The organism is Leisingera sp. CC-HEC093 (genome assembly GCF_059429195.1).
This window is the reverse complement of the sequence record NZ_JCAIJR010000001.1, coordinates 1,315,587-1,342,089: the sequence shown is the minus strand read 5'-3', so window position 1 is coordinate 1,342,089 and position 26,503 is coordinate 1,315,587. Positions and strand designations below refer to the sequence as shown.

The 26,503-nt window shown below is 59.3% G+C and carries 27 protein-coding genes; 8 read left to right on the top strand and 19 right to left on the bottom strand.

Going from position 1 to position 26,503, the window contains the following annotated elements:
- Position 1: 1 nt before the first annotated feature.
- The 6 genes from AC5STB_RS06470 to AC5STB_RS06445 form a co-directional block, all read right to left on the bottom strand.
- Positions 2-811, bottom strand: coding sequence for a ParA family protein (locus AC5STB_RS06470; RefSeq protein WP_495442145.1), 810 nt, complete (start codon positions 809-811; stop codon positions 2-4).
- Positions 804-1,421 carry a 16S rRNA (guanine(527)-N(7))-methyltransferase RsmG gene (rsmG, locus tag AC5STB_RS06465; protein WP_495442144.1) on the bottom strand — a complete coding sequence of 206 codons (618 nt, stop codon included), beginning with the start codon at positions 1,419-1,421 and terminating at the stop codon, positions 804-806. Before rsmG ends, AC5STB_RS06470 begins: the two co-directional genes overlap by 8 nt.
- On the bottom strand, positions 1,418-3,292 hold the full coding sequence (gene mnmG, locus AC5STB_RS06460) for a tRNA uridine-5-carboxymethylaminomethyl(34) synthesis enzyme MnmG (protein WP_495442143.1): 1,875 nt from the start codon (positions 3,290-3,292) through the stop codon (positions 1,418-1,420). The genes rsmG and mnmG overlap by 4 nt, the downstream gene beginning before the upstream one ends.
- A gap of 13 nt (positions 3,293-3,305) precedes the next feature.
- Positions 3,306-4,592, bottom strand: coding sequence for a tRNA uridine-5-carboxymethylaminomethyl(34) synthesis GTPase MnmE (gene mnmE, locus AC5STB_RS06455; RefSeq protein WP_495442142.1), 1,287 nt, complete (start codon positions 4,590-4,592; stop codon positions 3,306-3,308).
- Between the two features lie 30 nt (positions 4,593-4,622).
- The gene (gene rho, locus AC5STB_RS06450) at positions 4,623-5,894 is read right to left on the bottom strand and encodes a transcription termination factor Rho (RefSeq protein WP_495442141.1); all 1,272 of its coding nucleotides are present in this window, start codon (positions 5,892-5,894) and stop codon (positions 4,623-4,625) included.
- Between the two features lie 173 nt (positions 5,895-6,067).
- Complete coding sequence (locus tag AC5STB_RS06445; RefSeq protein ID WP_495442140.1) at positions 6,068-6,523, bottom strand: CopD family protein; 456 nt, start codon at positions 6,521-6,523, stop codon at positions 6,068-6,070.
- A 410-nt stretch (positions 6,524-6,933) separates the two neighbouring features.
- Between AC5STB_RS06445 and AC5STB_RS06440 the strand changes: the two genes are divergently transcribed.
- Genes AC5STB_RS06440 through dnaQ form a run of 4 tightly spaced genes read left to right on the top strand, consistent with a single transcriptional unit; the run spans position 6,934 to position 9,674 of the window.
- Entirely contained in the window at positions 6,934-7,533 is a 600-nt protein-coding gene (locus AC5STB_RS06440; protein WP_495442139.1) for a Maf family protein, read from the top strand.
- Positions 7,530-8,363 carry a shikimate dehydrogenase gene (locus AC5STB_RS06435; protein ID WP_495442138.1) on the top strand — a complete coding sequence of 278 codons (834 nt, stop codon included), beginning with the start codon at positions 7,530-7,532 and terminating at the stop codon, positions 8,361-8,363. Before AC5STB_RS06440 ends, AC5STB_RS06435 begins: the two co-directional genes overlap by 4 nt.
- On the top strand, positions 8,360-8,953 hold the full coding sequence (gene coaE, locus AC5STB_RS06430; protein ID WP_495442137.1) for a dephospho-CoA kinase: 594 nt from the start codon (positions 8,360-8,362) through the stop codon (positions 8,951-8,953). Before AC5STB_RS06435 ends, coaE begins: the two co-directional genes overlap by 4 nt.
- Positions 8,946-9,674, top strand: coding sequence for a DNA polymerase III subunit epsilon (dnaQ, locus tag AC5STB_RS06425; protein ID WP_495442136.1), 729 nt, complete (start codon positions 8,946-8,948; stop codon positions 9,672-9,674). Before coaE ends, dnaQ begins: the two co-directional genes overlap by 8 nt.
- A gap of 67 nt (positions 9,675-9,741) precedes the next feature.
- Here dnaQ and secB read toward each other — a convergent pair whose 3' ends face one another.
- Positions 9,742-10,230: a protein-export chaperone SecB gene (gene secB / locus AC5STB_RS06420; protein WP_495442135.1), complete on the bottom strand. Its 489-nt coding sequence runs from the start codon at positions 10,228-10,230 to the stop codon at positions 9,742-9,744.
- Between the two features lie 55 nt (positions 10,231-10,285).
- On the bottom strand, positions 10,286-10,786 hold the full coding sequence (locus AC5STB_RS06415; protein WP_495442134.1) for an FxsA family protein: 501 nt from the start codon (positions 10,784-10,786) through the stop codon (positions 10,286-10,288).
- A 115-nt stretch (positions 10,787-10,901) separates the two neighbouring features.
- Here AC5STB_RS06415 and AC5STB_RS06410 point away from each other — a divergent pair, with 115 nt between their 5' ends.
- Genes AC5STB_RS06410 through AC5STB_RS06400 form a run of 3 tightly spaced genes read left to right on the top strand, consistent with a single transcriptional unit; the run spans position 10,902 to position 13,195 of the window.
- Positions 10,902-11,558, top strand: a complete 657-nt coding sequence (locus tag AC5STB_RS06410) for a Tim44/TimA family putative adaptor protein (protein WP_495442133.1) — start codon at positions 10,902-10,904, stop codon at positions 11,556-11,558.
- On the top strand, positions 11,555-12,607 hold the full coding sequence (gene mltA, locus AC5STB_RS06405) for a murein transglycosylase A (protein WP_495442132.1): 1,053 nt from the start codon (positions 11,555-11,557) through the stop codon (positions 12,605-12,607). The genes AC5STB_RS06410 and mltA overlap by 4 nt, the downstream gene beginning before the upstream one ends.
- On the top strand, positions 12,608-13,195 hold the full coding sequence (locus AC5STB_RS06400) for a Smr/MutS family protein (RefSeq protein ID WP_495442131.1): 588 nt from the start codon (positions 12,608-12,610) through the stop codon (positions 13,193-13,195).
- 6 nt (positions 13,196-13,201) lie between these two features.
- Here AC5STB_RS06400 and AC5STB_RS06395 read toward each other — a convergent pair whose 3' ends face one another.
- The 3 genes from AC5STB_RS06395 to hslV form a co-directional block, all read right to left on the bottom strand.
- Positions 13,202-14,317, bottom strand: coding sequence for an alpha/beta hydrolase (locus tag AC5STB_RS06395; RefSeq protein ID WP_495442130.1), 1,116 nt, complete (start codon positions 14,315-14,317; stop codon positions 13,202-13,204).
- Between the two features lie 80 nt (positions 14,318-14,397).
- The gene (gene hslU / locus AC5STB_RS06390) at positions 14,398-15,708 is read right to left on the bottom strand and encodes an ATP-dependent protease ATPase subunit HslU (RefSeq protein WP_495442129.1); all 1,311 of its coding nucleotides are present in this window, start codon (positions 15,706-15,708) and stop codon (positions 14,398-14,400) included.
- A 62-nt stretch (positions 15,709-15,770) separates the two neighbouring features.
- Positions 15,771-16,328 (bottom strand): ATP-dependent protease subunit HslV, encoded by a 558-nt coding sequence (gene hslV, locus AC5STB_RS06385; protein ID WP_222476830.1) that lies wholly within the window; start codon positions 16,326-16,328, stop codon positions 15,771-15,773.
- A 220-nt stretch (positions 16,329-16,548) separates the two neighbouring features.
- Here hslV and AC5STB_RS06380 point away from each other — a divergent pair, with 220 nt between their 5' ends.
- Positions 16,549-16,740: a DUF1127 domain-containing protein gene (locus tag AC5STB_RS06380; RefSeq protein ID WP_495442128.1), complete on the top strand. Its 192-nt coding sequence runs from the start codon at positions 16,549-16,551 to the stop codon at positions 16,738-16,740.
- A gap of 53 nt (positions 16,741-16,793) precedes the next feature.
- Here AC5STB_RS06380 and AC5STB_RS06375 read toward each other — a convergent pair whose 3' ends face one another.
- The 8 genes from AC5STB_RS06375 to tsaE form a co-directional block, all read right to left on the bottom strand.
- Positions 16,794-17,165, bottom strand: a complete 372-nt coding sequence (locus AC5STB_RS06375) for a Lin0512 family protein (RefSeq protein WP_495442127.1) — start codon at positions 17,163-17,165, stop codon at positions 16,794-16,796.
- Positions 17,162-17,509 (bottom strand): Lin0512 family protein, encoded by a 348-nt coding sequence (locus AC5STB_RS06370; protein ID WP_495442126.1) that lies wholly within the window; start codon positions 17,507-17,509, stop codon positions 17,162-17,164. Before AC5STB_RS06370 ends, AC5STB_RS06375 begins: the two co-directional genes overlap by 4 nt.
- 152 nt (positions 17,510-17,661) lie before the next feature.
- Complete coding sequence (trxA, locus tag AC5STB_RS06365; RefSeq protein ID WP_019295334.1) at positions 17,662-17,982, bottom strand: thioredoxin; 321 nt, start codon at positions 17,980-17,982, stop codon at positions 17,662-17,664.
- Positions 17,983-18,044: 62 nt separating this feature from the next.
- On the bottom strand, positions 18,045-21,398 hold the full coding sequence (addA, locus tag AC5STB_RS06360; RefSeq protein ID WP_495442125.1) for a double-strand break repair helicase AddA: 3,354 nt from the start codon (positions 21,396-21,398) through the stop codon (positions 18,045-18,047).
- The gene (gene addB / locus AC5STB_RS06355) at positions 21,395-24,328 is read right to left on the bottom strand and encodes a double-strand break repair protein AddB (RefSeq protein WP_495442124.1); all 2,934 of its coding nucleotides are present in this window, start codon (positions 24,326-24,328) and stop codon (positions 21,395-21,397) included. Before addB ends, addA begins: the two co-directional genes overlap by 4 nt.
- The gene (locus tag AC5STB_RS06350; RefSeq protein WP_495442123.1) at positions 24,318-25,010 is read right to left on the bottom strand and encodes a nucleotidyltransferase family protein; all 693 of its coding nucleotides are present in this window, start codon (positions 25,008-25,010) and stop codon (positions 24,318-24,320) included. Before AC5STB_RS06350 ends, addB begins: the two co-directional genes overlap by 11 nt.
- Positions 25,010-26,008, bottom strand: a complete 999-nt coding sequence (locus AC5STB_RS06345; RefSeq protein WP_495442122.1) for an aminoglycoside phosphotransferase family protein — start codon at positions 26,006-26,008, stop codon at positions 25,010-25,012. The genes AC5STB_RS06350 and AC5STB_RS06345 overlap by 1 nt, the downstream gene beginning before the upstream one ends.
- Complete coding sequence (tsaE, locus tag AC5STB_RS06340) at positions 26,005-26,481, bottom strand: tRNA (adenosine(37)-N6)-threonylcarbamoyltransferase complex ATPase subunit type 1 TsaE (RefSeq protein ID WP_495442121.1); 477 nt, start codon at positions 26,479-26,481, stop codon at positions 26,005-26,007. Before tsaE ends, AC5STB_RS06345 begins: the two co-directional genes overlap by 4 nt.
- Between the last annotated feature and the right edge of the window lie 22 nt (positions 26,482-26,503).

The following is a 26,503-nucleotide window of genomic DNA, read 5'->3' as shown; positions in this document are numbered from 1 at the left end:
TTTATGCCGCTATTTTGTGATGTTTATTCAGGAGTTCTTCTGCCAGAGCCCGGTAAGCCTGAGCACCCAGAGAATTTGTGTCATAGTTTAGAACCGGCTGCGCATAGGAAGGGGCTTCGCTGACGCGAACATTGCGCGGAATTTTTGTCTGAAACACAAGATCGCCAAGGTTATCCCGGGCATCCTGCTCGACCTGTAGAGACAGGTTATTCCTTCGGTCGAACATGGTCAGAACTATTCCCTCAATACGAAGGTTTGGGTTGGCGGACTGCCGTACTTCGCGAATTGTGAGCATAAGCTGCGTCACCCCTTCCAGAGCAAAAAACTCGCTTTGCAAGGGAACCAGAACAGAATGCGCCGCCACCATCGCATTGACGGTCAGAAGGTTCAGAGACGGCGGGCAATCAATCAGCACATAGTCCCAATCATATTCATCCATTGCCGTCTGCCTCAGCGCGTCATGCAGCAAAAAACTCCGCTTTTCATTGGTGAATAGCTCGATGTCAGCAGAGCTCAGATCTACCGTTGCCGGAATTATACAGAGGTCTTCGATCTCTGTTTGGCGAATGACGTCTTGAAGAGACGCATCTTCCACCAGTAGATCATAAGAGGTCAGTTCACGTTCAGACGGCTCAATTCCCAATCCGGTCGAAGCGTTCCCTTGCGGATCGAGATCCACTACCAGAACCCGCAGTCCGCATTCTACCAACGCTGCGGCAAGATTGATTGCTGTTGTTGTCTTCCCCACCCCGCCTTTCTGATTTGCGACCGCGATGATACGAGGCCCCTCCGGGCGGGAAAAATCAGACACGTTCAACTCCCCAGATTTTCAGAATGACTGCTTCAGGCTCTGTCAGACTTTTAACGGGTTCCACTTCGAACCGCCATCGCTGCCTCGCCTTATCCACTTCTTTTTTCCAAGTCTGCCCTTTAGGAAACAGTGCAAAACCACTTTCTGAAAGGTGGCGCTGTGAGAACTCCAATAGGTCAGAAAGTTCTGCCAAGGCCCGCGCAGACAATACTCCAGCCTTCTGCGGTTCCACCAGCTCGATCCGGTCAGAAAGCACCTTGACTGATGCACCACATTCCCGTGCCGCACTGCGAAGGAACGCCGCCTTTCTCTGATCACTTTCAATCAGAGTTACTTTCATTTCAGGTGCTTCCTCTGCAGCTATCAAGGCGACGATCAGGCCCGGAAACCCACCTCCGCTGCCGATATCCACCCAGTGGGCCGGCGCCGAAGCACAGCGAAAGATTTGGACGGAATCTGCAATATGCCGGGTCCAGAGATGATCAAGGCTGGCTCTGGACACAAGGTTGATCTTGGGATTCCATTTACGTATTACGATCTCAAAGACTTCTAAGCGACTCATTGTTTCACGTGAAACATTGAGATTACCCCACAAGTCACCGTAGGTCATGCAGTCTTCTCCCGTCCGACCTGGTCCCTACGCAGTCTAGCAAGGATAAGCGCAAGTGCGGCCGGCGTCATACCATCAACACGCGCCGCTTGCGCGAGGGTTTCCGGCCTAACCTTTTTCAATTTCTGCTGGAGTTCATTCGACAATCCCTCAACCCCTTCGTAAGTGAAGTCATTGGGAATGCGATGCCCTTCATCCCGCTTCAAAGCAGTCACCTCCCGTTCTTGACGCGAGATGTAGTTTGCATACAGCGCGTCCCGCTCCAACTGCCTACGGATAGCCGGCTCAACCGAACTGAGATCAGGTAGTAGCTGAAGCAGATCCTCGAACAACACATCAGGAAATGCTAAAACGTCAAGACCGGTTCTCCGGTTACCATCCTGATTGATTCGAATACCCACCCCGGCGACCTGTTTCGGTGTAAACGTCTGGGTTTCCAGGACCTCCCGCGTGGCCGATAAGCGCTCGCTTTTATCAAGGAACACCCGCCGGCGTTCTTCTCCCACACAGCCAGTTTCAATCGCCAAGGGTGTCAGCCTCTGATCTGCATTGTCAGCTCTCAGTGACAATCGAAACTCCGCCCGCGACGTGAACATCCGGTACGGTTCAGCAACACCGTTGGTGGTTAAATCGTCGATCATCACCCCAATGTAGCTATTGGCCCGGCTGAAATTCACAGCTTCCTGTCCTTTTGCGTGCCGCGCCGCATTCAAGCCGGCAACAAGCCCCTGGGCCGCGGCTTCCTCGTAACCAGTGGTGCCGTTGATCTGGCCGGCAAGATACAGCCCCGGAACGTCTTTCAACGACAAATCCGATCGCAGCGCTCGTGGGTCAACGTAGTCGTATTCGATTGCGTATCCCGGCTGAAGAATGTGCGCATTCTCAAGCCCTTTGATCGAGCGCACATAAGCTTCTTGAACCTCTTGTGGCAAGCTGGTCGAAATCCCATTCGGATATACTGTATGGTCAGACACGCCCTCCGGCTCAAGAAAGATCTGATGTGACTCCTTATCCGCAAACCGAACGATTTTGTCTTCTATCGAGGGACAGTATCTAGGCCCTATGCCTTCGATATGGCCACCATACATGGCTGAGCGGCCGAGGTTTTTGCGAATGATCTCGTGGGTTTCCGAGTTTGTATGCGTTATCCCGCATGACACCTGCTGTGTTTGGAGCGCCTTCGTCATGAATGAGAAAAAGACTGGGTCTTCATCACCCGGTTGCGCGTCCAAAACATCCCAATCAATCGTGCGCCCGTCCAGGCGTGGTGGTGTACCCGTTTTCAGCCGACCCAGCGGTAATTCAAAGCTGTCCAGCCTCTCCGCAAGCCTCACAGACGGCTTATCTCCCATTCGCCCGCCAGGCCTTGAAACATCACCAATGTGAATAACGCCTCGGAGAAAAGTGCCCGAGGTCAGAATTACTGTCTTTGCAGAGATTTCGCTCCCGTCCGCCAGGACCACGCCCGCGACCTGATTGCCCAACATCAGGAAGTCCGTGACTTCCCCTTCGACGACATCCAAACACCTCTGCTTCTCTGTCAGCCGAAGCATTTCCTGACGGTAGATTTTTCTATCCGACTGAGCACGCGGCCCCTGAACCGCCGGCCCCTTTCTACGGTTCAGCAAGCGGAACTGAATGCCGGCACGATCGGCTACGCGCCCCATCACTCCGTCCATGGCGTCAATTTCCCGGACGAGGTGTCCCTTGCCTAGGCCCCCGATTGCCGGATTACAGGACATGACCCCGATACCGCTCCGATTAAGCGTTACAAGAGCGGTGGAAGCCCCCATCCGCGCAGCTGCATGCGCAGCTTCGGTGCCGGCGTGGCCGCCGCCAACAACAATGACGTCGTACGATGAATGTTTCACGTGAAACACTCCTTCACTTTCCCAGACAGAAACTAGAGAAAATCTCATCCAATAGGTTTTCAACGCCTATACGGCCAACCAGCATTTCCAAGGCCCGTATGGCTGACCGCATTTCTTCAGCCGCTATATCATAAAACTCAGGACCACGCAGCAGGATAACCTGCGCGTCAGTCAGGCAAACAAGTGCTGACAGCATGGCATCTCGGTGCCGAGCGCGAGTGGCAACGCCCGCTTGGGCCGAACGGTTCTGGAGGACTGAGGAAATATGATCCACCAATTGGTCAATACCCTGCCCCGATTGGCCCGAGATTGCGTTCTCCTTATCGGCACGCAAATCTGCCTTAGGCCGTAACCGAATGTCGCCGGATCGCATTTCGACATCCAGGACCTCATCATTTTCCGCAAGAAAAACACGCAAGTCAGCGTCTTCAGCCCGTTTTCGCGCCAAGGCGATTCCGATTCCTTCAACATGGTCTTCAGTATCCCGCAGACCGGCTGTATCCAGCAAAGTGACAGGCAAGCCGGCGAGATCCATGCGTACTTCGATAATATCTCGAGTGGTCCCAGCGTATTCGGATGTGATAGCGGCCTGCCTGCCGGCCAGCGCATTTAGAAGAGTGGACTTCCCAACATTCGGCGCTCCGACAATGGCAACCTCGAAACCACTGCGTATGCGTTCCGCGATCTTCACGCCGGCTGTTTCGCTTTCAAGGCCGGTTTGAACATCGGCCAGAAGATTCGAAACTTCAGCGGTTACGTCAACTGGCACTTCCTCGTCAGCGAAATCAATGGTCACTTCGATCAAGGACGCAGCGCGAATCAGTTTGGTCCGCCAGGTCTCGGCCAGCTGCCCCAGCCCGCCGGCGAGAATAACTTGCGCCTGTTTGCGCTGAGCTTCAGTTTCCGCGTCAATCAGATCGGCAAGACCCTCGACCTGGGCGAGGTCTAGGTTTCCGTTTTCCAAAGCTCGGCGGGTGAACTCACCGGGTTCAGCCATCCGAAGCCCGTCAATTCTTCGAAGCGAATCAAGCACCGCGGAAACAACTGCTGTGCTTCCATGTGTTTGAAATTCAACGGTATTTTCACCAGTAAAGCTCTTCGGCGCGGAGAAGCTTAGCACCAGCGCTTCGTCCAGATGCTCTCCAGTTTCAGTCTTGAGGACCCTCAGGCTGGTTCCTCGCGCCGGCAGCGAACTGCCACAGAGCCGCGCGCCGGCGTCGAGCGCCAGCGGACCTGAAACGCGGATCACCGCGACCCCGGCCTTTCCTTGGGCGGAGGCCAGGGCAAAGATCGTCTCCATGGGGTGGCCCTTCTCTCTTGCCGGCCCGGGTCAGGTATTCATCGAGTCGAAGAACTCGGAGTTTGACTTGGTCTGCTTCAGCTTCGACAGCAGGAATTCGATAGCGTCGGTGGTACCCATTGGGTTCAGGATGCGGCGCAGTACAAAGGTCTTAGCCAGATCCCCCTTATCGACCAGAAGATCCTCTTTCCGGGTGCCTGACTTGAGGATGTCGATCGCCGGGAACACGCGTTTGTCGGCAATCTTGCGGTCCAGCACGATCTCCGAGTTACCAGTGCCTTTGAATTCTTCGAAGATCACCTCGTCCATGCGTGAACCGGTGTCGATCAGCGCAGTAGCAATGATGGTGAGCGAGCCGCCTTCTTCGATGTTCCGGGCAGCACCAAAGAAGCGTTTGGGACGCTGCAAGGCGTTTGCATCAACACCACCGGTCAGAACTTTACCGGAAGACGGTACGACGGTGTTAAATGCCCTACCAAGTCTTGTGATCGAGTCAAGCAGGATAACAACATCTCGCTTATGTTCAACGAGACGCTTGGCTTTTTCGATAACCATTTCCGACACTGCAACGTGGCGGGTCGCCGGCTCGTCGAAGGTGGAGGAGACAACTTCGCCCTTCACGGAGCGCTGCATGTCAGTCACCTCTTCCGGGCGTTCGTCGATCAGCAGAACGATCAGGTAGCACTCCGGATGGTTCTTCTCGATCGAATGCGCGATGTTCTGCAGGATCACCGTCTTACCAGTGCGCGGCGGTGCCACGATCAGCGAACGCTGGCCCTTGCCGATCGGCGCAACCAGGTCGATCACCCGGGCAGAACGGTCCTTGATGGTGGGATCCTCGATCTCCATCTTCAGACGCTCATCCGGGTAAAGCGGCGTCAGGTTGTCAAAGGCGATCTTGTGCCGGGCCTTCTCAGGCTCCTCGAAGTTGATCTTGGTGACATTGGTCAGGGCAAAGTAGCGCTCTGTCTCCAGCGGTGCCTTGATCTGGCCTTCGACCGTGTCCCCGGTGCGCAGAGAATACTGGCGGATCATGTCAGGGGAAACATAAATATCGTCCGGGCCCGGAAGGTAGTTCGCCTCAGGAGAACGCAGGAAACCGAAACCGTCCTGCAGTACTTCCAGCACGCCGTCACCGCCAATGTCCCAGCCTTCATCTGCGCGCTCCCGCAGAATCTGGAACATCATCTCGCCCTTGCGCATGGTCGAGGCGTTTTCGATCTCCAACTCCTCGGCCATGGACAGAAGCGCCTTGGGGCTTTGGGCCTTAAGGTCGGACAGATTCAGGGATTGCACGGTCATATAGATACGGCCTCTACTCCCCGCTTACCCGGGGGTCGGTCACACGACAGGTTAGGAAAACACGGATACCCGGACGGGTCCGTTGGAGGCCATACATAGGGACTCGCCCCGGGTGAGTCAAATGCCGGCTGCAAACGTTCTTCCCCTGTAGCCCCGCCTACAGCGCCTCTGTGTCAGAATTTGAAGATCACCGAGATCACGATCACCGCCATAAGTACCGTCGGCACCTCATTCATCAGCCTGAACTGCCCGCCGGTCAGAGAATTCCGGCCTTCCTTGAAATCACGGAAGCGGAACAGCAACCAATGATGAAACCAGGTCATGGCGAACACCGACACTCCCTTGGTCCAGGGCCAGAAATAGCTCCAGTCAACGATACCTGGTGTCAGCACGATGAACAGCCCTGCCGCCCAGGACACATACATTGCAGGGCGCATGATGATCCTGAGGAGCTTCTCCTCCATCATCAGGAAGATCGGTACCGCTTCCTGAAGCTTCTCAGCCTGCTCCACGTGATACACGAACAGTCGGGGGAGGTAGAAAAGACCTGCCATCCAGCTAAGCACTGCCATGATGTGCAGTGACTTTGCATATGGGTAGAGCGTGAACATCAGATCGCTCAGGTCCATGGGCTGTTCTCCCCGGTCAGATCGGACCACCCTAATAAATAAAGAAATATTAGAAGGATGATGTTTTTGTAGTGTGCATGGATTCCAGTGGATAAGTGAATCTTCCTCCGCTTATCCCCAGTAGGAATAAGATTCCAGCACGCATGGAACAAGAGTCGTGAGAATTTCCTTAACACCCTAAAAATAAGGCCTGTTAAGGATAGGTTTACCAGTTTGAGTTTGGGGATAACACCGGGACGATCCGGGGAGAGCCGGCATATCCACGAAATCGAAGTTATCCTGACTCACAAAGGACGACTCAGCGGGCTGAATCCTGAGATTTGCGTCAACCCCTGGAGTCTTTACTTAACCGCGGAAAACCATACAAAACGTCCTGAAACGATCTGCGTCTTTCCCACGGGGTTTTCCACATGACTGCCCACATTGTGCTGGCTTCCGGTTCCGAAATCCGGGCACACCTGCTGCGTCAGGCAGGCATAGAGTTTGCCATTGACGTGCCGCGTCTGGATGAGGATGCCATCAAGATGGCTCTTTTGGCCGAACAGGCGCCACCGCGGGACATTGCCGATGCGCTGGCAGAGGCCAAGGCGCGCAAGATCAGTGCAAAGCACCCAGGAAAACTGGTTCTGGGCTGTGATCAGGTGCTTGATTTCGAAGGAAACCTTCTGTCCAAACCTGCCAGCGCAGGGGAGGCTTTGCACCAGCTCAAGGAAATGTGCGGAAAGCGCCATATGCTTCTGTCAGCGGCGGTGATTTACCGCGGCGGAGAACCCATCTGGCGCCATGTCGGGCAAGTGCGGCTGGTGATGCGGAAATGCTCTGACAGCTACCTGGATGACTATGTCACCCGGAACTGGGACAGCATCCGCCATGCCGTCGGCGCTTACAAGCTGGAGGAGGAAGGCGTCCGGCTGTTCGCCAGCATAGACGGCAGCTACTTTAATGTCTTGGGATTGCCGCTGATGGAGCTTATCAGTTACCTGGGTCTGCAAGGGGTGATCGAGCAATGACAGAAGCAAAAATCCCGCTCGCTGGTGTTATTGGCTGTCCTGTTGCGCATTCCAAATCCCCGCAGCTGCATGGCCATTGGCTGAAGACGCATGGCATCGCCGGCCACTATGTTCCGATGCATGTGGAGCCGGATGACCTGGCCGAAACCATCCGGGCGATGCCAAAGATGGGCTTCGTTGGCGCCAATGTCACCATTCCCCACAAAGAAGCGGTGATGGAGATCGCCGACAAGGTGACGGACCGGGCCAAGCTGATCGGTGCCGCCAATACGCTGATTTTCCGCGAGGATGGAACGGTCACGGCCGATAATACCGATGGCTACGGGTTCATCACCAATTTGCATCAAGGCGCACCGGATTGGGATCCGCAGTCTGGTCCCGCAGTCGTGCTGGGCGCCGGCGGGGCCTGCCGGGCTGTGGTGGCCTCGCTGCTGGAGGCCGGGGTGCCGGAAATCCTGCTTTCAAACCGGACCCGCGGCCGCGCGGATCAGCTGCACAAGGATTTTGGCGACCGCGTCAGAGTGGTGGAATGGGTTCAGGCCGGGAATGTGATTGAAGAAGGCGCGCTGATCGTCAACACCACCTCGCTTGGCATGCTGGGCAAACCGCGCCTGCGGGTTCCGCTCGATGGCTTGCAGTCAAGTGCTGTAGTGACCGATCTTATTTATGCGCCTTTGAAAACCGATCTTTTGCAAACGGCGGAAGACGCCGGCTGCACCGCAGTCGACGGGCTGGGCATGCTTCTGCACCAAGCAGTACCGGGGTTTGAGCGCTGGTTTGGCCACCGCCCTGAAGTGGACGCTGCCACGCGGGCGGCGGTGAACGGATGAGTTTCAGCCTCGGCCTCACCGGATCCATCGGCATGGGCAAAAGCACCACGGCCCAGCTATTCGCAGCGCAGGGCTGCGCGGTCTGGGACGCTGATGCGGCGGTGCACCGGCTTTATGGCAAGGGCGGCGCTGCGGTTCGGCCAATGCAGGCGGCCTTTTCAGAAGCCGTGGTGGACGAAGAAGTTAACCGTGAAGCGCTGAAACAGATAATTGGCAGGGAGCCAAAGGCGCTGAAACGCATTGAAGCTATCGTGCATCCCCTGGTCGTGCAGGACCGGGCGGCGTTCAGGGCAGCGGCAAAAAGCGGAATTCTGGTTTTCGACATTCCGCTGCTGTTTGAAACCGGCGGCGATGCGGAAATGGACGCGGTGGCCTGTGTGAGCGTGGATGCGCAGACCCAGCAAGAGCGGGTTCTTGCCCGCGGTACAATGACGGTTGAGCAGTTCCGGCATATCCTGCAAAAACAGATGCCGATTGAACAGAAACTCGCCCGTGCCGACTATGTGATCGAGACAGATACACTCGACCATGCCGCGGCTCAGGTGGCAGAGATCCTCGCAGATATCAGGAGCAAACCGGGCCATGCGTGAAATCGTTCTTGATACCGAAACCACAGGGTTTGACCCGTTTTCCGGAGACCGGATCGTTGAGATCGGTGCGGTGGAACTCTATAACCACATGCCGACCGGGGAGACGTTTCATGTCTACATCAACCCTGAACGGTCAATGCCTGCTGAGGCGTTCTCCGTCCATGGGATCGGCCCTGACCTGCTGGAACCGCCGCAGAAACCTGAACCCGGTGCGGTAACCCTGCGGGACAAGCCGCTCTTTGCCAAGGTCGGCCAGAAATTCCTGGACTTTGTTCAGGATTCCAAGCTGGTCATTCACAATGCCAGTTTTGACATGAAGTTCCTGAACGCGGAACTCGACTGGATGGGGCTGCCCAAACTGCCGATGGATCAGGCCATCGACACGCTGGCGATGGCGCGCCAGCGGTTTCCGGGCTCCCCGGCGACACTGGATGCGCTCTGCCGCCGGTTCAATATCGACAATTCCAACAGGACCCTGCACGGGGCGCTTCTCGACTCCGAAATCCTTGCGGATGTCTATCTTGAGCTGATCGGCGGGCGGCAGCCGGATTTCGGCCTGGCAGCGCAGACCTCCTCCGCTGGTAATACGCAGGTGGAGGACGACTGGCGCCCTGCCCCGCGGCAGTCTGCGTTACCGCAGCGGATCACTGCGGAAGAACAGGCAGCACATGAGGCGTTCGTCAAAGAAATGGGGGATGGCGCTTTGTGGAAAGCGTCGTGAGCTGTTAGAAAAAAAAAAAAGCGCCGCTGAAGTCCAGCGGCGCTTCCTGTTTCGAAGGATTGCAACCTTATTGAGCCGTCGCGGGGGCCGCTGACTCTTGCTGGCGGCGGGCCAGCTCGTTGCGGTAGATCCCCACAAAATCGATGTTGTCCAGGTTCAGCGGCGGGAAGCCGCCGTCGCGGGTCACGTCGGACACAATGCGGCGCAGGAACGGGAAAGTCATGCGCGGGCATTCAATCAGGAGGAACGGGTGCAGCTGGTCTTCGGGCACACCGGCGATGTTGAAGACGCCGACATACTCAAGCTCCAGCACGAACAGAACGTTGCCGTTTTCCTTGTTCTTGGATTCGACAGTCAGCTTGGTGACAACCTCATACTGGTTCTCGGCCGAGCGCTTTTTTGCATCCAGATTCACCTGCACGCTGACGTCGGGCTGAACCTCGCCACCGGTGCCTTTCTGCGCCATCACGTTTTCGAACGACATGTCGCGGATGAACTGGGCCAGAATGTTCATCTGGACTTGCGGCTGCTGCTGGGCTTCGCCGTTTTCGGCCATCGGGATACTCCTAAAATATGCTTTGATCCGTGCTTAACAGCTTGGTTCGGACAGCTCAACGGGGGCCGTCGACCCAGCCCGACGGACTACTGGGACGCGGCCCTGGTGTCACATCTTCGTAGTCGCCGTCGATGACATCATCCGGCCTGCCCGTAGTGCCAGGATAATGACGGCTCTGCATGCTGCCCGGGCCCATCTGGAATTGCGCCACGGTGACACGGGCGCGCAGATAGCGGTAAACTGCCAGCCGCACAGGCGGCGCCAGCAGAGCGAACCCGACGGCATCGGTGAAGAAGCCGGGTGTCAGCAGCAGCGCGCCCGCAAACAGGATCATGGCCCCGTGGGCCAAAGGCTCGGCAGGATCCGACAATTGCTGGAACGACGATCGCAGATGACTCATAGCCATGCGCCCTTGGGTTCTCACAAGCCAGGTGCCCAGAAAAGCAGTCAGTACCACGATGGCCAGTGTCGGCCACAGGCCGATTGCGCCGCCAACTTGAATAAACAAAGCAATTTCAATGATGGGAACCATCAGAAAGGCCAGGAAGAGATACATGTGGGTTTCCTTGCGATCATACGTCCGGGCGGTAGACTTGCCCCCGCCCGTCACCTACATAAGGTCTGACCGCTTTGGTTTCAAACAAAGCACGAACGCCTAGCATGAGGTATCCATGGAGTCGCCTGTGATTCAGCTTTTGGTTCTGGCCGGTATTGCTGTGTTTCTGATCCTGCGCTTGAAAAGCGTTCTGGGAACACGCGAAGGCTTTGAAAAGCCGCCGCTGCCGAAATCCGAAGCCAAGAGCCGCCGCCCGGATCTGGAAGTGATCGAAGGCGGACCGGACCGAGACATCACCGATTATGTCGAAGAAGGCAGCGCGCAGGCTCAAGCCCTGGCCGCGATGAAGCGAGCGGAACCCTCGTTCCTGGTACAGGATTTCGTGCAGGGTTCCCGAGGGGCCTATGAAATGATCCTCATGGGGTTCGAGCATGGCAATCTGGATGATATCCAGCCATTCCTGGCAGAGGATGTGTTCGAAAGTTTTGTTGACGCCGTCGCTCAGCGAGAGGACCAGGGGTACAAGATTGAGGCCGAATTCATCGGTGTGCGTGAAACCACTCTGGCTGACGCCCGGTTTAACGCGCAGTCCGGGCTTGCCGAAATTACCATGCGTTTCGTGGGAGAGCTTACCTCCGTGGTGCGCGACCGCGGCGGCGACATCGTCGAGGGCGATCCCAAAGCTGTGAAGCGCCAGAAGGACACATGGGTTTTTGCCCGCACAATGGGCAGCGACGATCCCAACTGGCAGCTTGTCGCGACGGACGCATGATTGCGGCGCTTCGGGGGGCACTTGGGGCGGCTGCAGTTGCAGGTGCCGCGATGACCGCCTCCGGGGCGCATTCTGAAACCGTGTCCAGACTGATGGACTTTGCCCAGCTGGACGGCTGGGCAGAAGACGATCATGCCGCGGCGCTGAAGGTGTTTCTGGAAACCTGCAAGGACCTGAAAGACCCTGACTGGGCGGCTTTGTGCAACGCGGCGCGGTCCCAGCCCGCCGAAGGCGCGCGCGCTTTCTTTGAGCTGTTTTTTCGCCCTGTGCTGATTGAGGACGGCAGCCCTGCCCTGTTCACTGGCTACTTTGAGCCGGAATTGGACGGGTCCCGATACCCTACAGGCCGCTATCGCTACCCGGTTTACAAAATGCCGCCTGAGGCGCGGCACACTGATCTTTGGCTGCAGCGGCGGGACATTCTCACCGGTGAAGTGATGCAGGGGCGCGGGCTGGAAATTGCCTGGGTGGATGATCCGGTGGAACTGTTCTTCCTTCAGATCCAAGGGTCAGGGCGTATCCGGTTGCCCGATGGATCCATGATCCGCGTCGGCTATGGCGGGGCCAACGGCCATCCCTACAAGTCCATCGGCAAAGAGCTGGTGCGCCGCGGTGTCTACAATGCCCATCAGGTGAGCGCGCAGGTGATCAAATCCTGGGTGCGGCGCAACCCGGCGGACGGCAAGGAACTGCTGTTTCACAACCCGTCTTATGTGTTTTTCCGCGAGGTGCGCAAAGTGGCGGCTTCTAAGGGGCCGCTCGGGGCGATGAACCGCTCTGTCACTCCGATGCGCACAATTGCCGCTGATCCAGCCTACACCCCGCTGGGGGCACCGGTATGGGTGGAAAAGGACGGGCACATGCCGCTGCGCCGGCTGATGGTGGCGCAGGACACCGGCTCTGCGATCAAGGGCGCGCAACGGGCGGATATCTTCGTTGGCACTGGTGACGCGGCGGGTGAAACCGCCGGAACCATGAAAGACCCGGGCCGGATGGTGGTGCTGCTGCCAATCCAGCGGGCCTATGCGATGCTGCCGGAAAATCTTTGAATGACACGGCGCAAACTGTCAGGAGATGAAATCGACCTCTGGCACAAGGTCGTGAAGCACACTGAACGCCTGCATCCAGGTGCGCATTCCTCTCCGCCTGCCCCGCCGATGCCGAAACCCAAGCCGGTCAAGCAGCCCGAGCCGCGCCTGGCCCCGTTCAAGGTTGGCAGCCGCGCCCAGTCCAAACCGCTAAAACATGACCTTAAGCCGGCGATAGCCCGTAGCCTGGCCAGTGACCCGCTGCAGATGGATGATAAGGCCTTCCGCCGGATGAAGCGCGGCAAGATCAAACCGGAAGGAAAGCTTGACCTGCATGGGATGCGGATCGACACTGCGCATCCTGCCCTGACGCGCTTCATCCTGTCGGCGCAAGCATCTGGCAAGCGGTTGGTGCTGGTGGTGACTGGCAAGGGAAAGGACCGGGACGAGCCGGGTCCGATGCCGGTGCCGCGCGGGGTGCTGCGCCACAATGTGCCACAATGGTTGGCCTTGCCGCCGTTGTCACAGGCTGTTTTGCAAGTGTCACCTGCTCATATCAGCCATGGCGGCGACGGTGCCTATTATGTCTACCTTCGGCGCAGCCGTTGAGGACAGTCATCTATTGTCTGACAGAGGGATGTCCAGAGCCACTTCGATCGCGTTGTTCCGGACGATGATCTGGCCGGGCAGAACCGATCGCAGACGGGCCTGATCGCGGCCAAAGGCTTCTGCTGTTTCCCTAGCTCCGTTCAGAAGCGCAAGCAACGCCGGCGACGTGGCGGCAACAAAATGCTGCGATCCTGCTTCATCGGAAAACGCGGTGGTATCAATGACCTCTACCGGCAGGTCGCTGATTTCATCGATATTGTTCAGATTGCCCAGTCTGGCTCTCCCGTCCAATCCGCGCAGCCGCTGCGAGAGCGACAAAATATTATCCTTTTGAGACACAAAGATTGCAAAGGGTTGCGGCACCTCAGCAAAGCGCTGCATCTGCGATTTGAACACGTCGACATCCAGATCTGGTGACATCAGAATGACGCCGCCTAGATTGCGGGCTGTCCATCCTGGTGTCTTGATTTCAATCTGTCGCAGCGCCTCCATGGTCAGCAGCCCGCCCATGGAATGCGCCACCACAACAACCCGGCCAGAACCGGACATGCGCAGCTTGCGCAGAAGCGTCTCCAGACCGTCACGGGCAAACAGAACGCTGTCGCCGTCATAGGCATAGCCAAGCGCCTTTCCCTTGCTGGGCCAGGAATAGATGACAGTCGCACCGGGAACATCGAGATCATGTGTCAGCTGTGCAGCCCGGAACGCGGTTTCCGCCTGTGTGGAATTAAAACCGTGCACAAATACTGTTACGTCTCTCTCGTTGACAGGAAACTTGGCCAGCTCTTGCCGCAGCCTGGATGAAAAGGCCTCCTCAGTTTGGAACTTCCTGCGTCCCGCCATTGTAAATTCGTTCGATGGATCCGGATTTCCATAGCCGAAATTAAGCGAGCCGGGTTTGTGTTCCGGCGGAATTGAAACTGTGAGTTCCAAGAGGCTGAACCCGTCGGTTCGCTCCGAGCCGTATGTGCCATCCGGTAGCGGTTCGCGGTTTGTGGCAGCAAAGACGGTTTTTGGCGTGCCGATGTTCAAAGCTTCAGGGACTGTCGGCGAGTAGGATCTGTCCGCACAGCCTGTCAGCCCGATCAGTAGAAAAACGCAAACCGCGCGCAGTACTGGCATGATTTTAACCCCGAATTCAAATAGCGGCAGGCTATCTGACCTGCCGCTATTGTCCAGTGGCTGCGACTGGTATTGGCGGTTTACAGCACGTAACGGCTGACATCTGCAGAGCGGCCAAGCTCACCAAGGTTCTTTTTCACAAAGGCCGCGTCAACCGTGACGGCCTCACCAGAGCGGTCAGGCGCCGTGAAGGAGAGCTCTTCGAAGACCCGTTCCATCACTGTGTAGAGCCGCCGTGCGCCGATGTTCTCGACAGTCTGGTTTACCTCGGCTGCAATCTTGGCCAGTGCAGCGATACCGTCCTCCGTGAATGTCACTTCCACTTCCTCGGTGCCCATCAGCGCGGTGTACTGCCGGGTCAGAGCATTGTCGGTTTCGGTCAAGATACGAACAAAATCCTTCTCGGTCAGCGCCCGCAGGTTCACGCGGATCGGCAAACGGCCCTGCAGTTCCGGCAGCAGATCCGACGGTTTGGCGATATGAAAAGCGCCGGAGGCAATGAACAGGATATGGTCGGTTTTGACCGGCCCGTGCTTGGTGCTGACGGTGGTGCCTTCGATCAGCGGCAGCAGGTCACGCTGCACGCCTTCCCGGCTGACGTCCCCGCCGCGGGTTTCCTGGCGGGCGCAAACCTTGTCAATCTCGTCCAGGAACACGATGCCGTTCTGCTCCACTGACTCCAGTGCGGTGCGGGTGACGGCTTCGTCGTCCAGCAATTTATCCGCCTCCTCACTGATAAGCACTTCATAGCTTTCGGAAACGCTCATCTTTTTGCGGGTGGTACGCCCGCCCATCGCCTTGCCGAACAGGTCGCCCAGGTTCAGCATGCCCATGTTTCCGCCACCGGGCTGACCGGGGACTTCGAACATGCCCATTGGGTTGGAATTATCGGCCACATCCAGCTCGATGATAGTATCATCCAGCTCTCCTGCCTTCAGCTTTTTGCGGAACATTTCGCGGGTGGCCTCACGGGCATCGCTACCAGCAATGGCTTCCACAACCCGGTCCTCTGCCGCCTTGTGGGCATTGGCCTTCACGTCGTCGCGCATGAATTCGCGGGTCTGGGCAATGGCGCTATCCACCAGGTCGCGAACAATCTGCTCAACGTCCCGGCCGACATAGCCGACTTCAGTGAACTTAGTGGCTTCCACCTTGATAAAGGGCGCACGGGCCAGCTTGGCCAGGCGCCGGGAAATCTCGGTCTTGCCGACGCCGGTGGGCCCGATCATCAGGATGTTTTTGGGGTACACCTCGTCACGCAGATCATCAGTCAGCTGCTTGCGCCGCCAACGGCTCCGCAGCGCCACGGCCACGGCGCGCTTGGCTTCCTTCTGGCCAATAATGAAGCGGTCCAATTCCGAGACGATTTCGCGGGGGGTGAGATCGGTCATGTCAGTCCTTTCCGGGGCAGAACTTTTGAGAAAAGTTTTGCTAAGAATTTTGCTGAAAGCTATTAGCCGCCGATTGTTTCGACGGTCAGGTTTCCGTTGGTGTAGACGCAGATATCCGCGGCGATGGCCATGGCATCCCGGGCCACGGTTTCGGCGGATCTATCGCTGTCCATCATGCCGCGGGCGGCAGCCAGGGCAAAATTGCCGCCGGAACCGATGGCAGCTACATCATGCTCAGGCTCCAGCACATCGCCGGCGCCGGTAATCACGAACATGTCGGTGCCGTCGGTGACAATCAGCATTGCTTCCAGCTTTTGCAGGTATTTGTCGGTGCGCCAGTCCTTGGCCAGCTCCACACTGGCGCGGGCCAGCTGGCCAGGGGTCGCTTCGAGCTTGGCTTCCAGCCGTTCCAAAAGGGTGAATGCATCCGCGGTCGAACCGGCAAAACCAGCCACCACATCAAATCCGCCAGGCGACAAGCGGCGCACCTTGCGGGCGGTGCCCTTGATCACTGTTTGCCCCAGCGAAACCTGGCCGTCGCCGGCAATGACCACTTGGCCATCTTTCTTGACGCCGATGATGGTGGTGCCGTGCCAGCCGGGGAATTGATCGTCTGCCATAAATGCCTCCGTTAAGTTGCCCCTTATATGGAACCATCCCCACGCCGGCACAAGGGAGCGGGCCGGATCCCGTGTTCTGCACCGTCTGCAGGGCTTTTGCTGCTATGCAGAAAGTGCAAGGCGGGGCTGCCGAACCGGCAATTGCGGGACTCAGCTGCGCATCCTACATGGGGCTCACAACCGGCACAGGGTCGGCTGTTTCTTAGAAGGATATGCGCAAATGACGACCGCAAACATTCATGCGCCGCTCGGAGCAGTCACCGTTCTCCGCGCGGTCGACGCTATGACCAGCGTGAAAACCTCCATCGTGGAGTGGTATGAAGCCCGCGAGACCCGCAAGGCACTGGCACAGCTGACCGATGCGCAGCTCGATGACATCGGCCTGAGCCGCTCTGACATCGCCAAAATCTGAGACTGCAATGGTCGAAGACTTTGAATGAGCCGCCCTGACATGGGCGGCTTTGTTCATTTAAGAGCAGAGATTTTGTATTTGCCAGCTTGATCAGGCAGCCAGGCTTCGATCGCGGCGGTTGCCACCACATGCCGACTGCCGGCGTCAGCATCCTCCACATCCAACCCGCCCTTGACGGCACGCACGTTGGCCCTGCCCCGCGGCAAGTCCTGCGCCACCAGATCGCAATCCACTACCTCCGGCCGCTGCACTCCGATTGTCACGTCAACGCGCATTTCGCTGTGATCGATCCCAAGCCTGGCGAACAGCGTGATCGACGAATGATGCAGCGCGTCCTGCACCGCACGGCGTGCAGCCTTGGTGTAATCCTGACCGTAAAGGTCGTTGCCGGTGCCCATTTCCAGTATGATGCGTTTTTCGTTCATTCCGCCGCCTCCATATCAAAGGAAACAACCACAGCCGCATTGGCAATCACCGTGCGTCCGCCATGTGGTTTTTCAATGTTGAGCCCGCCTTCCACAACCCGGATGCTGGGTTTGCCGTAGGGGAAGATGTCCAGCAGCGCGTCCCTGTCCACGGCGTCTGGTTTCTGAACACCGATCTCCGCTTCGATGATCATGTCTTTCTTCTGGAAATCGAACAGTTCCGCCATGTTGACGGAATTGTGCCAAAGCGCGTCCTTGATCGCCCGGCCGGCGGCTTCGGTATAGTCCTCGCGCCTCAGCGAGGTGCCCATGCCGAATTCCACCAGTACCCGTGTCTTGGCCATATTGCCTCCATTACCTGTTTCAAGGCGAACCGTTGCAGGGCATCAGCGTAAAGAAAAGGGCCAGTTTGCCGCCAGCCGGTACGCCAGCGATCAGAATGAAAAAAGGGCCGCCCCGGCAGGGACAGCCCTTGGAAATCCATCTTGGATTCGGCTCAGATCGACTCTTCGATCCAGCTCTGCAGCGCGGCCTTGGGGGCTGCGCCGGCACGGTTGGAAATCACCTGGCCGTCCTTGAAGATGAACAGCGCCGGGATGCCGCGCACGCCCATGGCGGCGGCAGAGTTCGGGTTGCTGTCGACGTCGACCTTGGCGATTTTCACCTTGCCGCCGAATTCCGCGGCCAGCTCTTCCAGAGCCGGGCCAATCTGTTTGCAGGGACCGCACCACTCAGCCCAAAAATCCACAACAACGGGGATATCGGAGTTTTTGACTTCGGCGTCAAAGGTGGCGTCGGTGACGGCTACGGTGGACATATGCATGTCTCCATGAGTGTGTGGCAACTGGAGTTGGAACCTATGTACGGCTTAACGGATCGTCAAGGTTCCAGACGTCGCATCAGTGCGGCTGTCACAAGTTCGTGCGGCAGCGGCATCAGGGTAGCATCGCGGGTCCAGAGAAGCGCAGTTTCGATGGTGCGGCCGGGATAGATCTGCGCCAGAGCATGGGCATAGGCTCCCATCTGGCGCAGCAGTCCTTCGGGGCATTGCTCAGGTGTTCCGGGTACCGTGGCATTGGATTTGAAGTCGACCGCAAGAACCCTGTCCGAGGTGACAATCAGGCGGTCAATAATGCCATGCAGGCGGGTTCCGTGCAGGTCCGCGGTTATGGGCACTTCAGCCAGCGTTTCCGGGGAGAATATATAGGACAAGCTGGTGTTTTTCAGAACATCAGAGGCCTCGGCGAGCAGCTCTGCAGTATCTTCTGCGCCCTGCAGCAAGTTGCCGCCTAGCTGCGGCCAGAGATCTTCAGGCCGGCCCGGCAGATACTCCAACAGCAGATGCAGCCTGCTGCCCCGCGCCTTTGCCCCTTCCTCATCCAGACCCGGATCACCCGGCAAAGCCTTGGCCCCGCCCAGGTCTGACGGGCTGAGCGCTGGCGCTGGCGCCTCATAAGCTCTGGCTACGCGGGAAAACACCTCAGGAAAATCGTGTTTCACAACTTCCGGAACCGGCTTTTCAATCGAGGGCAGGACATCCCAGTCACCATGCTGCATGCGCAACCCGGTTCCGCCAGAACAGTCAAATTCCACCGCACCGCCGTCGCGCATGGCGTGTTCTGTCATGCGGTACCAGCTGTCAGCCTGTTCGCCCACGTCGCCGGCGGCGGCAACTATCAGCCACTTTTCTGCTCGGGTTAGGGCCACATAGAGCAACCGCAAGCGTTCATTCTGGAGCTTTTCCTGCGCGGTTTCTCTGGCGGCCAGCATGGCAGGAGGCATCTGGTCCTTGGGCAGTTTCCAGACCGGAGTGCCTTCAGCCAGCATGATTTCCGCGTCTCGAGGCGCTTGGCGTTTGGCGGTATCAGGCAGGATGACTATCGGCGCCTCCAACCCCTTTGAGCCATGCACCGACATCACCCGGATCATATCACCGGCCGCGCCCATCTGGCGCTTGATTTCCAGATCATCTGTCTGCATCCAAACCAGAAACCCGGTGAGGCTGGGCACATCGGTGCGTTCATAGGCCAGCGCCTGGGACAGCAGCGCGTTGATGCCGTCCTCTGCCTCTGGGCCAAGCCGGCCCAGCAGTTTCCGACGACCGCTGTGGCGAGTCAGGATACGTTCGATCAGGTCAAAAGGGCGCAGAAAATCCGCATTGGCGCGCAGGTCATCCAGCATCGCCATTGTTTCCGGGAACTCCCTTGCCCGTTCGCGCAGTGCCGGCCACAGGTACTTTGCCTTCCGCCGGTGCGCGAGATCGAACAGCGCCTGCTCCGTCCAGCCAAAGAGCGGCGATTTCAGTGCTTCCGCCAGCGATAGTGAATCCTCCGGCAGCGCCAGAAAGCGCAGCAGTGCTGCGATGTCCTTGACCGCCAGTTCCGCACCCACCTTCAGCCGGTCGGCGCCGGCGATAGGCAGTTCAGCCTTTTTGCAAGCGCGGATGATTTCCGAGAACAGGTCAGAACGGCGCTGCACCAGGATCAGGAAGTCGCCGGCCCGCACCGGACGGCGCTGGAAGGTGCCGGGCTCCGGGCCGTCCTCGGGGATGGTGACACCGGTGTCGATCATCTGCTTGATTGACTTGGCAATCCTTTCGGCCAGGATCACCGTGTGGTGGCGGCTGCTGGGGCGGTCGACGGGGCTGGTCCAGTCGGGATCCTCGTCATCATCCACCTTTTCGACCACCGGCCACAAATCCACCCGGCCCGGCAGGTCGGATTTGAAGGCACGGTGCAGCGCGTCCTTCCGGAAGCCGGCGCGCGGGCTGTCCTTGAACACCAGATCGACCAGCTTCAGGATCGCGGCAGAAGAACGGAAGGAGAAATCAAGCGAAGCATCCTGCAATCCTGCCCCGGTTTCCGCCAGCCGATTGCTGAATTCCTGTTGCATCCGGTCAAACGCGTCGGGGTCGGCCCCTTGGAACGAATAGATCGACTGCTTCTTGTCACCGACCACAAAGATGGTGCGCTCCACGTCAGAGCGCGCGCCCTCGCCGGCGGTGAATTCCTGCGCCAGTTTTTCGATCACGTCCCATTGCACCGGACTGGTGTCCTGCGCCTCGTCCACCAGAATGTGGTCGATGCCGCCATCAAGCCGGTACAGAACCCAGGCCGCAACGCCGGGATCGTTAAGCAGTTGGCGCGCCTTCAGGATCAGGTCGTCAAAGTCGAGCCAGCCGCGCAGCTGCTTGCGGCGCTCATATTCCGGCAGAAAGGCGGCGGCAAAACGGTGCAGATCGTGGGTCTTGCGCGCGGCGGTCAACGCCAGGCGCTTGGCACGCGCATCTTCGACCCGCAGCATCAGCGGTTCCAGCTGATCCATCAGGGACAGATGGGATTCGCGCAGTTTCTTGGTCGGGAACTTACCCACCTTGGCGGCAAACGGTTCCTTGGCGCTGGCCCCAGTCAGGAAAACGCTTTCGAGCGCGCCAAGATCGGCGATTGCTGGTTTGGTGATGCCTGCCAGTTTGTTCGCGGCCCTTTGGTCGGTCGAACCGCCCTGCTCCAGCATCTCACGCGTGCGCTGCAGCAGTTCTTCCTCGCCGCCCAGAAACACCAGCGACTCAAGGGCCGTTTCGTCGAAGCCCGCAGGCAGTTCGAACAAATCCAGCAGCCCGGCCCAGTCCAGCGGCTCTCCGAAATCGGCCCGGCGCTGGCAAATGGCAGAGGTCAACGTCTCAAAGTCGCTGTCGCTCACATGTCGCGCCAAGGCATCGACCAGCAGGGCCTCATCGCCTTGGGCAAAATCCTCCATAATCTCTGCCCGCAGCAGCTGGCCTGCGCGGTCGTCCATCTCGGAAAACTGCGGGCTGACGCCGGCTTCCAGCGGGAAGCGGCGCAATAGAGAGGAACAGAACGAATGAATGGTCTGGATCTTCAAGCCACCCGGCGTCTCAATCGCGCGGGCAAACAGAGTGCGGGCTTGCGCCAAATCCTCTGCTGCGGTGTTGACCTCCCCCAGTTCGGTCAGTGCCGCGATAAGAGCTGCATCATTCAGCATCGCCCATTCGCCTAGACGCTTGAACAGCCGGTTTTGCATCTCGCTGGCCGCCGCCTTGGTGTAGGTGAGGCACAGGATGTGCTGCGGCTGCACGCCTTTCAGCAGCAGCCGTGCCACCCGGTCAGTCAGCACCTTGGTCTTGCCAGAGCCGGCATTTGCCGCCAGCCAGGTGGAGGCATCGGGGCGGGCAGCGCGGAATTGCGCCTCAGAGGCGGCGTCGCGGGTGGTCATGCCAGGTCCTCCGGCTGCGGTTCGGCGCTGCGGTCCCATTCGCCGTAGCGCGCCAGGTGGTCGTAGTCGCCGGCGAGGTCGTCCCGATACACCATGCGGCGGCTCGAATAACCCTGTTCAGGCTCGAAATAGGCTCCAATTAGGGTCCTCAGCTCATCCCAGACCTTGGCCGGCGGTTCCGACTCCAATGGCGCGCGCACCTCCTTCATGCTGGACCCAAGGCCGATGAACAGGGCGCGTGCCACTTCCGCTGGGCCGAGATCTTCAAAGGCGCCTTCCTCAGCCATAGCGGCCTCAATCAGCAGCTGCTTTTCGAACTTCTTTTGCTGGGCCTCGCTCGGCGGCGTGCCGGTCTTGTAATCGTAGAGATGCAGGAAGCCGCGTTCGTCCATGTCGATCCGGTCGGCGCGGCAGGCGATGGTGAAATCCAGCGGATCCAGCCGGGCGCTGCCTTTGGCCTCAAAGGCAACCGGCTTGGCGCGGGACTGCCGCTCCTGTTCTGCCAGGACGAATTCGCCGGCGATCTTGCGGATGCGGCTGTGCCACAGGATACGGGCGACGGGCCAGGGCACGTGAGCTTCTAGCAGGTCTCGGGTTTTTTCGATCAGCTGGCTGGCGGTCAGCAGGCTCGGATCCGCCTGAGCCTCCCTGATGAAATGCTCGAACACTTCATGAACCACGATTCCGCGCAGCAGGGCATCGGGTTCCTGCACCAGCGGGTTCAGAGGTTTCAGCCGCAGCACATGTTTGGCGTAGATTGCATAAGGGTCACGGATAAGCCGCGGGATTTCCGTGATCGTCAGGCGGCGCGGGCGGGCCGCAACCGGCGGGCGCGGAGAGGGGCGTGGCATCTGCGGGATAGGCGCAGGCTCCTCCAGCGCTTCTGCCCAGCCGAGCCATTGCCGGCCCCTTGCAAGCATTGCCTCCAGGGCATCCCGGCCGCCCTGATCAGGCAGCCCGGACAGCAGGTTGGTCAGCCGGTTCAGCCAGCGCGACGGCACGGTGTCAGCCTCTTCCGAACGTTCAGCTCGGCTCAGCCAGACCTCTGGCGCGGCAATGGCTTGCTGGAAGTCATGCGCAGACAGCCCGATGCGGCGTTCGGGCAGAAGTAGTCCCGCTTGGTTACGCAGTTGGCGGTTCAGCCAGGGATCAGGACTGGCGGCTTCCGGCCAGCTGCCTTCGTTCAGGCCCCCCAGAATGACCAGATCGGCACCCTGAACCCGGGCTTCCAGCGTGCCCCAGATCATGATTGAGCCATAAGGCGCATCGCGGTCGCGCACTTCGCCCTGGCTCAGCAGGGCGCCCAGCAGGTCAGCGAAATCGCGGGCCGGCATCTCGCCGCCATAGGGGGCTTCTTCCTCCAGGTTTTCAATGCAGGCGAGTGCGGCCTGGCCGGCCTTCTTGTCCCACAGCGTGCCCGCGCCGTCTGCCTGACTGCCGGCCGCGATGCGTTCGGCCAGATCACGCAGACGGGCGACCCAGCCGGTCAGGGGCAGGGTGCCGGATGTCTCCTGATCCGCAAAACAGGTGCTCAGCCAATCGGTCCAGCCTGGTGTCAGCTCACGTCCGTTCCCAAAAGCCGCAAAGGCCGCAGCATCGGGGAAGGGCGGGCCGTTGCGGCGCAGCGACAATTCAAGTTCGCGGGTTTGCCGCAGATGGTTGCCGCGGCCGGCGCCGTCTTGGGTCAGCGGGTGCTTCAGGAGTGTCAGCAGGCTGTCGCAGGTCAGCGGCTTGCAGAACAGTCCTGCCACGTGGCGCAGAAACCGTCCCGGGGGAGACAATTGCAGCGGCTGGCCGGCGGAATCATCCGGCAGGATGTCCCAGCGATCCAGCGCCGCGGAGACCTGACGCGTCAGCATTCGGTCGGGCGTGATCAGTGCAGCGGTCTGGCCGTATTCTGCCGCCTGGCGCAGGCGCAGCGCAATGGCGAGCGCCTCGGCGCGGGGGCTGGAGGCCTCGACCAGCGTGACGTTTGCCGTAGCGTTGTCCAGGCCGGTCAGCCTAGGGCCTTCGCTCATCCAGGCATCCGTCACCGGGGCCGGGCGGAGTGCCAGCGAGACCAATCGGTTGCGCTCGGGAGAAACAGGCGAGGTTTTGGTCCAGGGCCGCACGTCGCGCGGTGCAAGCTCCAAGTCTTTCATCAGCTTGTGGAACCGGTACTGCGGATGATCTTCCGAGATCATCGGATCATCCAGCCCGCTCCAGACGTGATCAGGCTGGTCGAAATCGAACCCGGGCAGTACAACAGCACCCTGCGGCAGACGGGCGATGGCCTGCATCAGCATCAAGGTTGTTCCGCGAGACCCGGTTGAGCCGGCGAGGATGATGGGATGTTCTGGCGGTTTTTTCTGCCAATCTTCAATCAGGTTCAGCACCACTTGCCGTTGCAGTGCCTGGGCATCCATCGCGCCCTCATGCAGGCCGGTGAATTCATCGGCGATACCGATAAAGGCCTGCGCCCGCGCCCAGTGTCCGGACATGTCCGAGACGTCCAGATTGCGGATGGCATCTGTGCTGACGCCTTCGCCTTGCATCTCGTCAATCAGAGCCGCGAGGCTGTCAGAGAGGTCATAGAGAGACGCGCGGGAGGAGAGGTCGGGCTGCGCATCCAGCAGCTTGGCAATAAGCTGCGACAGCTCCAGCCGGCGCCGCAGCGGGGGCAGGGCGGGCGGCAGGCCGTCCAATGCTGCCCGCTTCGCCAGATCGGTCAGCATCAGCATCCGCGGCATCAGTATCGCGGGGCCATCGTCAAACAGGCTGCGAATACGCCGCGCCATACGGGAGGTGTTGACGATCAGTTCGGCCCGCGCCAGTGCCTCCGGCGGCAGGTTCCGGGCACGCTCGCGCAGCCCCTCAACCAGCGCGCGCGGAAAGTCCACGCCGCAAGGCACGGCAAAGACGCGCGGTTTGGCGGATGGTTCAAACATCATCTGCAGCTATCAGGTCCTCGGCCAATGTGATCCCCTCGGGGTAACCCACATCGCACCAGCTGCCTGGATATTCCAGTGCAAACAACCGGCCGTCTGCAGCCATCCGGTTCCACAGGAGATTGAGCGAAAATGCCTGTTCCTTCACCTCATGCAGCTCCTCCGTTTTCAGGATCTGCACTCCGCCATAGACCAGATTGCCGCCGCGGCTGATGCGGCCTTCGGAATCGGCCGAGAAATCGCCGTTGCCGGCCCGTCCGATTGCCCGATCCAGTGGCACGCAAACTAATAGCGCATCCATGCGGTCAGGGTCCCAAGCCTCCTTCGCCAGTTGCAGCGGGTTTGGGCCTTTCCAGATGGCATCCGTGTTCATCGTGAAAACCGGCCCGCCGCCCAGCAACGGCAGAGCCTTGCGCAATCCGCCGCCGGTATCGAGAATCTGGGGCATTTCATAGCTGATCAGCACATCTTCAGGCTCTAAGAAGGCCTTCAGCGGCTCTGGTTTGTAGTGCACGTTGGCCGCTATCCGGGCCGGCTCAACCGCCTTGGCCAATTCCAGCGCATGGGCTATCAGCGGCTTGCCTGCAACTTCGACCATCGGCTTCGGCCTGTCGCGGGTCAGCTCCCGCATCCGGGTGCCAAAGCCCGCGGCAAACAGCATGACAGCTTCGGGGGAGCACTGCATCAGGGCCTCAGCTTGTCCAGGTTTTCCGGGGTCGGGGCAGGCAGGCTGTCCCGCAGAAGGCCTGCCACCGGGGCCAGTGCCGAATGGTCCAGTCCGCGGATGAAATGGTCCCAAACCCGCGGGATCAGGTCCACATAGTGCGGTTTGCCGTAGTCGAGGCTGAGCCGGGCAAAGACACCCAGAATGCGCAGGTTTCGCTGTACTCCCAGGACGGTATAGGCAGTGCGGAAGCCGGATTCATCGGCACCAGTATTTGCAACGTAACGGTTGAACATCTGCATTTCGATGCTGGCCGGGACGTCGCGGCGGGCATCCTGCAAGAGGGAAACAAGATCATAGGCAGGGTGTCCGCCGCGCGCGTCCTGGAAATCCAACAGGCCAACCCGGGCAACACCGTCCCGGTCCGGCAGCCACAACAGGTTTTCGGCGTGGTAGTCCCGCTGGACCAGAACCGGATCGCCTTTTACCGTTTCGCGCAGGATGTCCTCAAACTGGTTTTCGAACCGTGACTGCAGCTCCGGGTCGTGGCCGCCATAGATCCCATCGCGGTATTTTGACAGCGCCAGACCCGCCATTTCCGCCATCAACCGCGGGCCATAGGGTTCCAGTTCCGGCATCGGCGCTTGATGGAGGGCAACCAGAGCGTCAGTTGCGGCTGTGTACAGTTCCTTTTCCAGCGCTGGTTCCCGTTCGATAACGCGCGCATATAGATCGTCGCCCAAATCCTCCAACAGCAGAAAGCCATTCTCTGCATCTTTTGCCAGAATCTCCGGTGCGCTGAGGCTCTGCGCGCGCAGATATTCGGCAATGCGGATGAAGGGGCGGACGTCCTCGCCCTTTTCCGGGGGGGCGTCCATCAGCACGACAGTTTCACCGCCGGACGCAGTCAGCCGTTCATAACGCCGGTTGGAGGCATCGCCTGCCAGCGGGGCGCGCTGCCAGCTGGCATAGGCCGTTTGCGAAAGAAAGTTGTCGCGCAGGGAGTTGCGGTCAGTCATGCGCAGATGCGCTCCATCAGGGGCTGCCATTTGGCATCGCTCCAGCGGAGCGTCAGACGGCGGCGGTCTTCGTGTTCGGGGTCCAAGGCCAGCGCAAGATGCAAGGCGTGCGGCGGTGTCAGTTCCTGCAGCCGGTCAGGCCATTCGACTAGGCAGATCGCACTGTCAAAGGCTTCGGTCAGGCCCAGTTCCTCGAGTTCATCCAGGGAGGATAGCCGGTAGAGGTCGGTGTGCCACAGCTCGCCGGCGGGAACGTCATATGTCTGCACCAAGGTGAAGGTGGGCGAGGGCACATCCTCAGGCTCGGCCATCAGAGACTGGATCAGGTGGCGCGCAAAATGGGTTTTGCCCGCGCCGATCACCCCGTCCAGCAATAAGCAATCGCCGGGGCGCAGGGCACCGGCGACTAGTGTGGCCAGATGGGCCGTTTCTTCGGGTGAATTCAGCGTGCAGGCTGCGGTTTGCGTGGTCATTGCGGTACAATGGCGCTGCCGC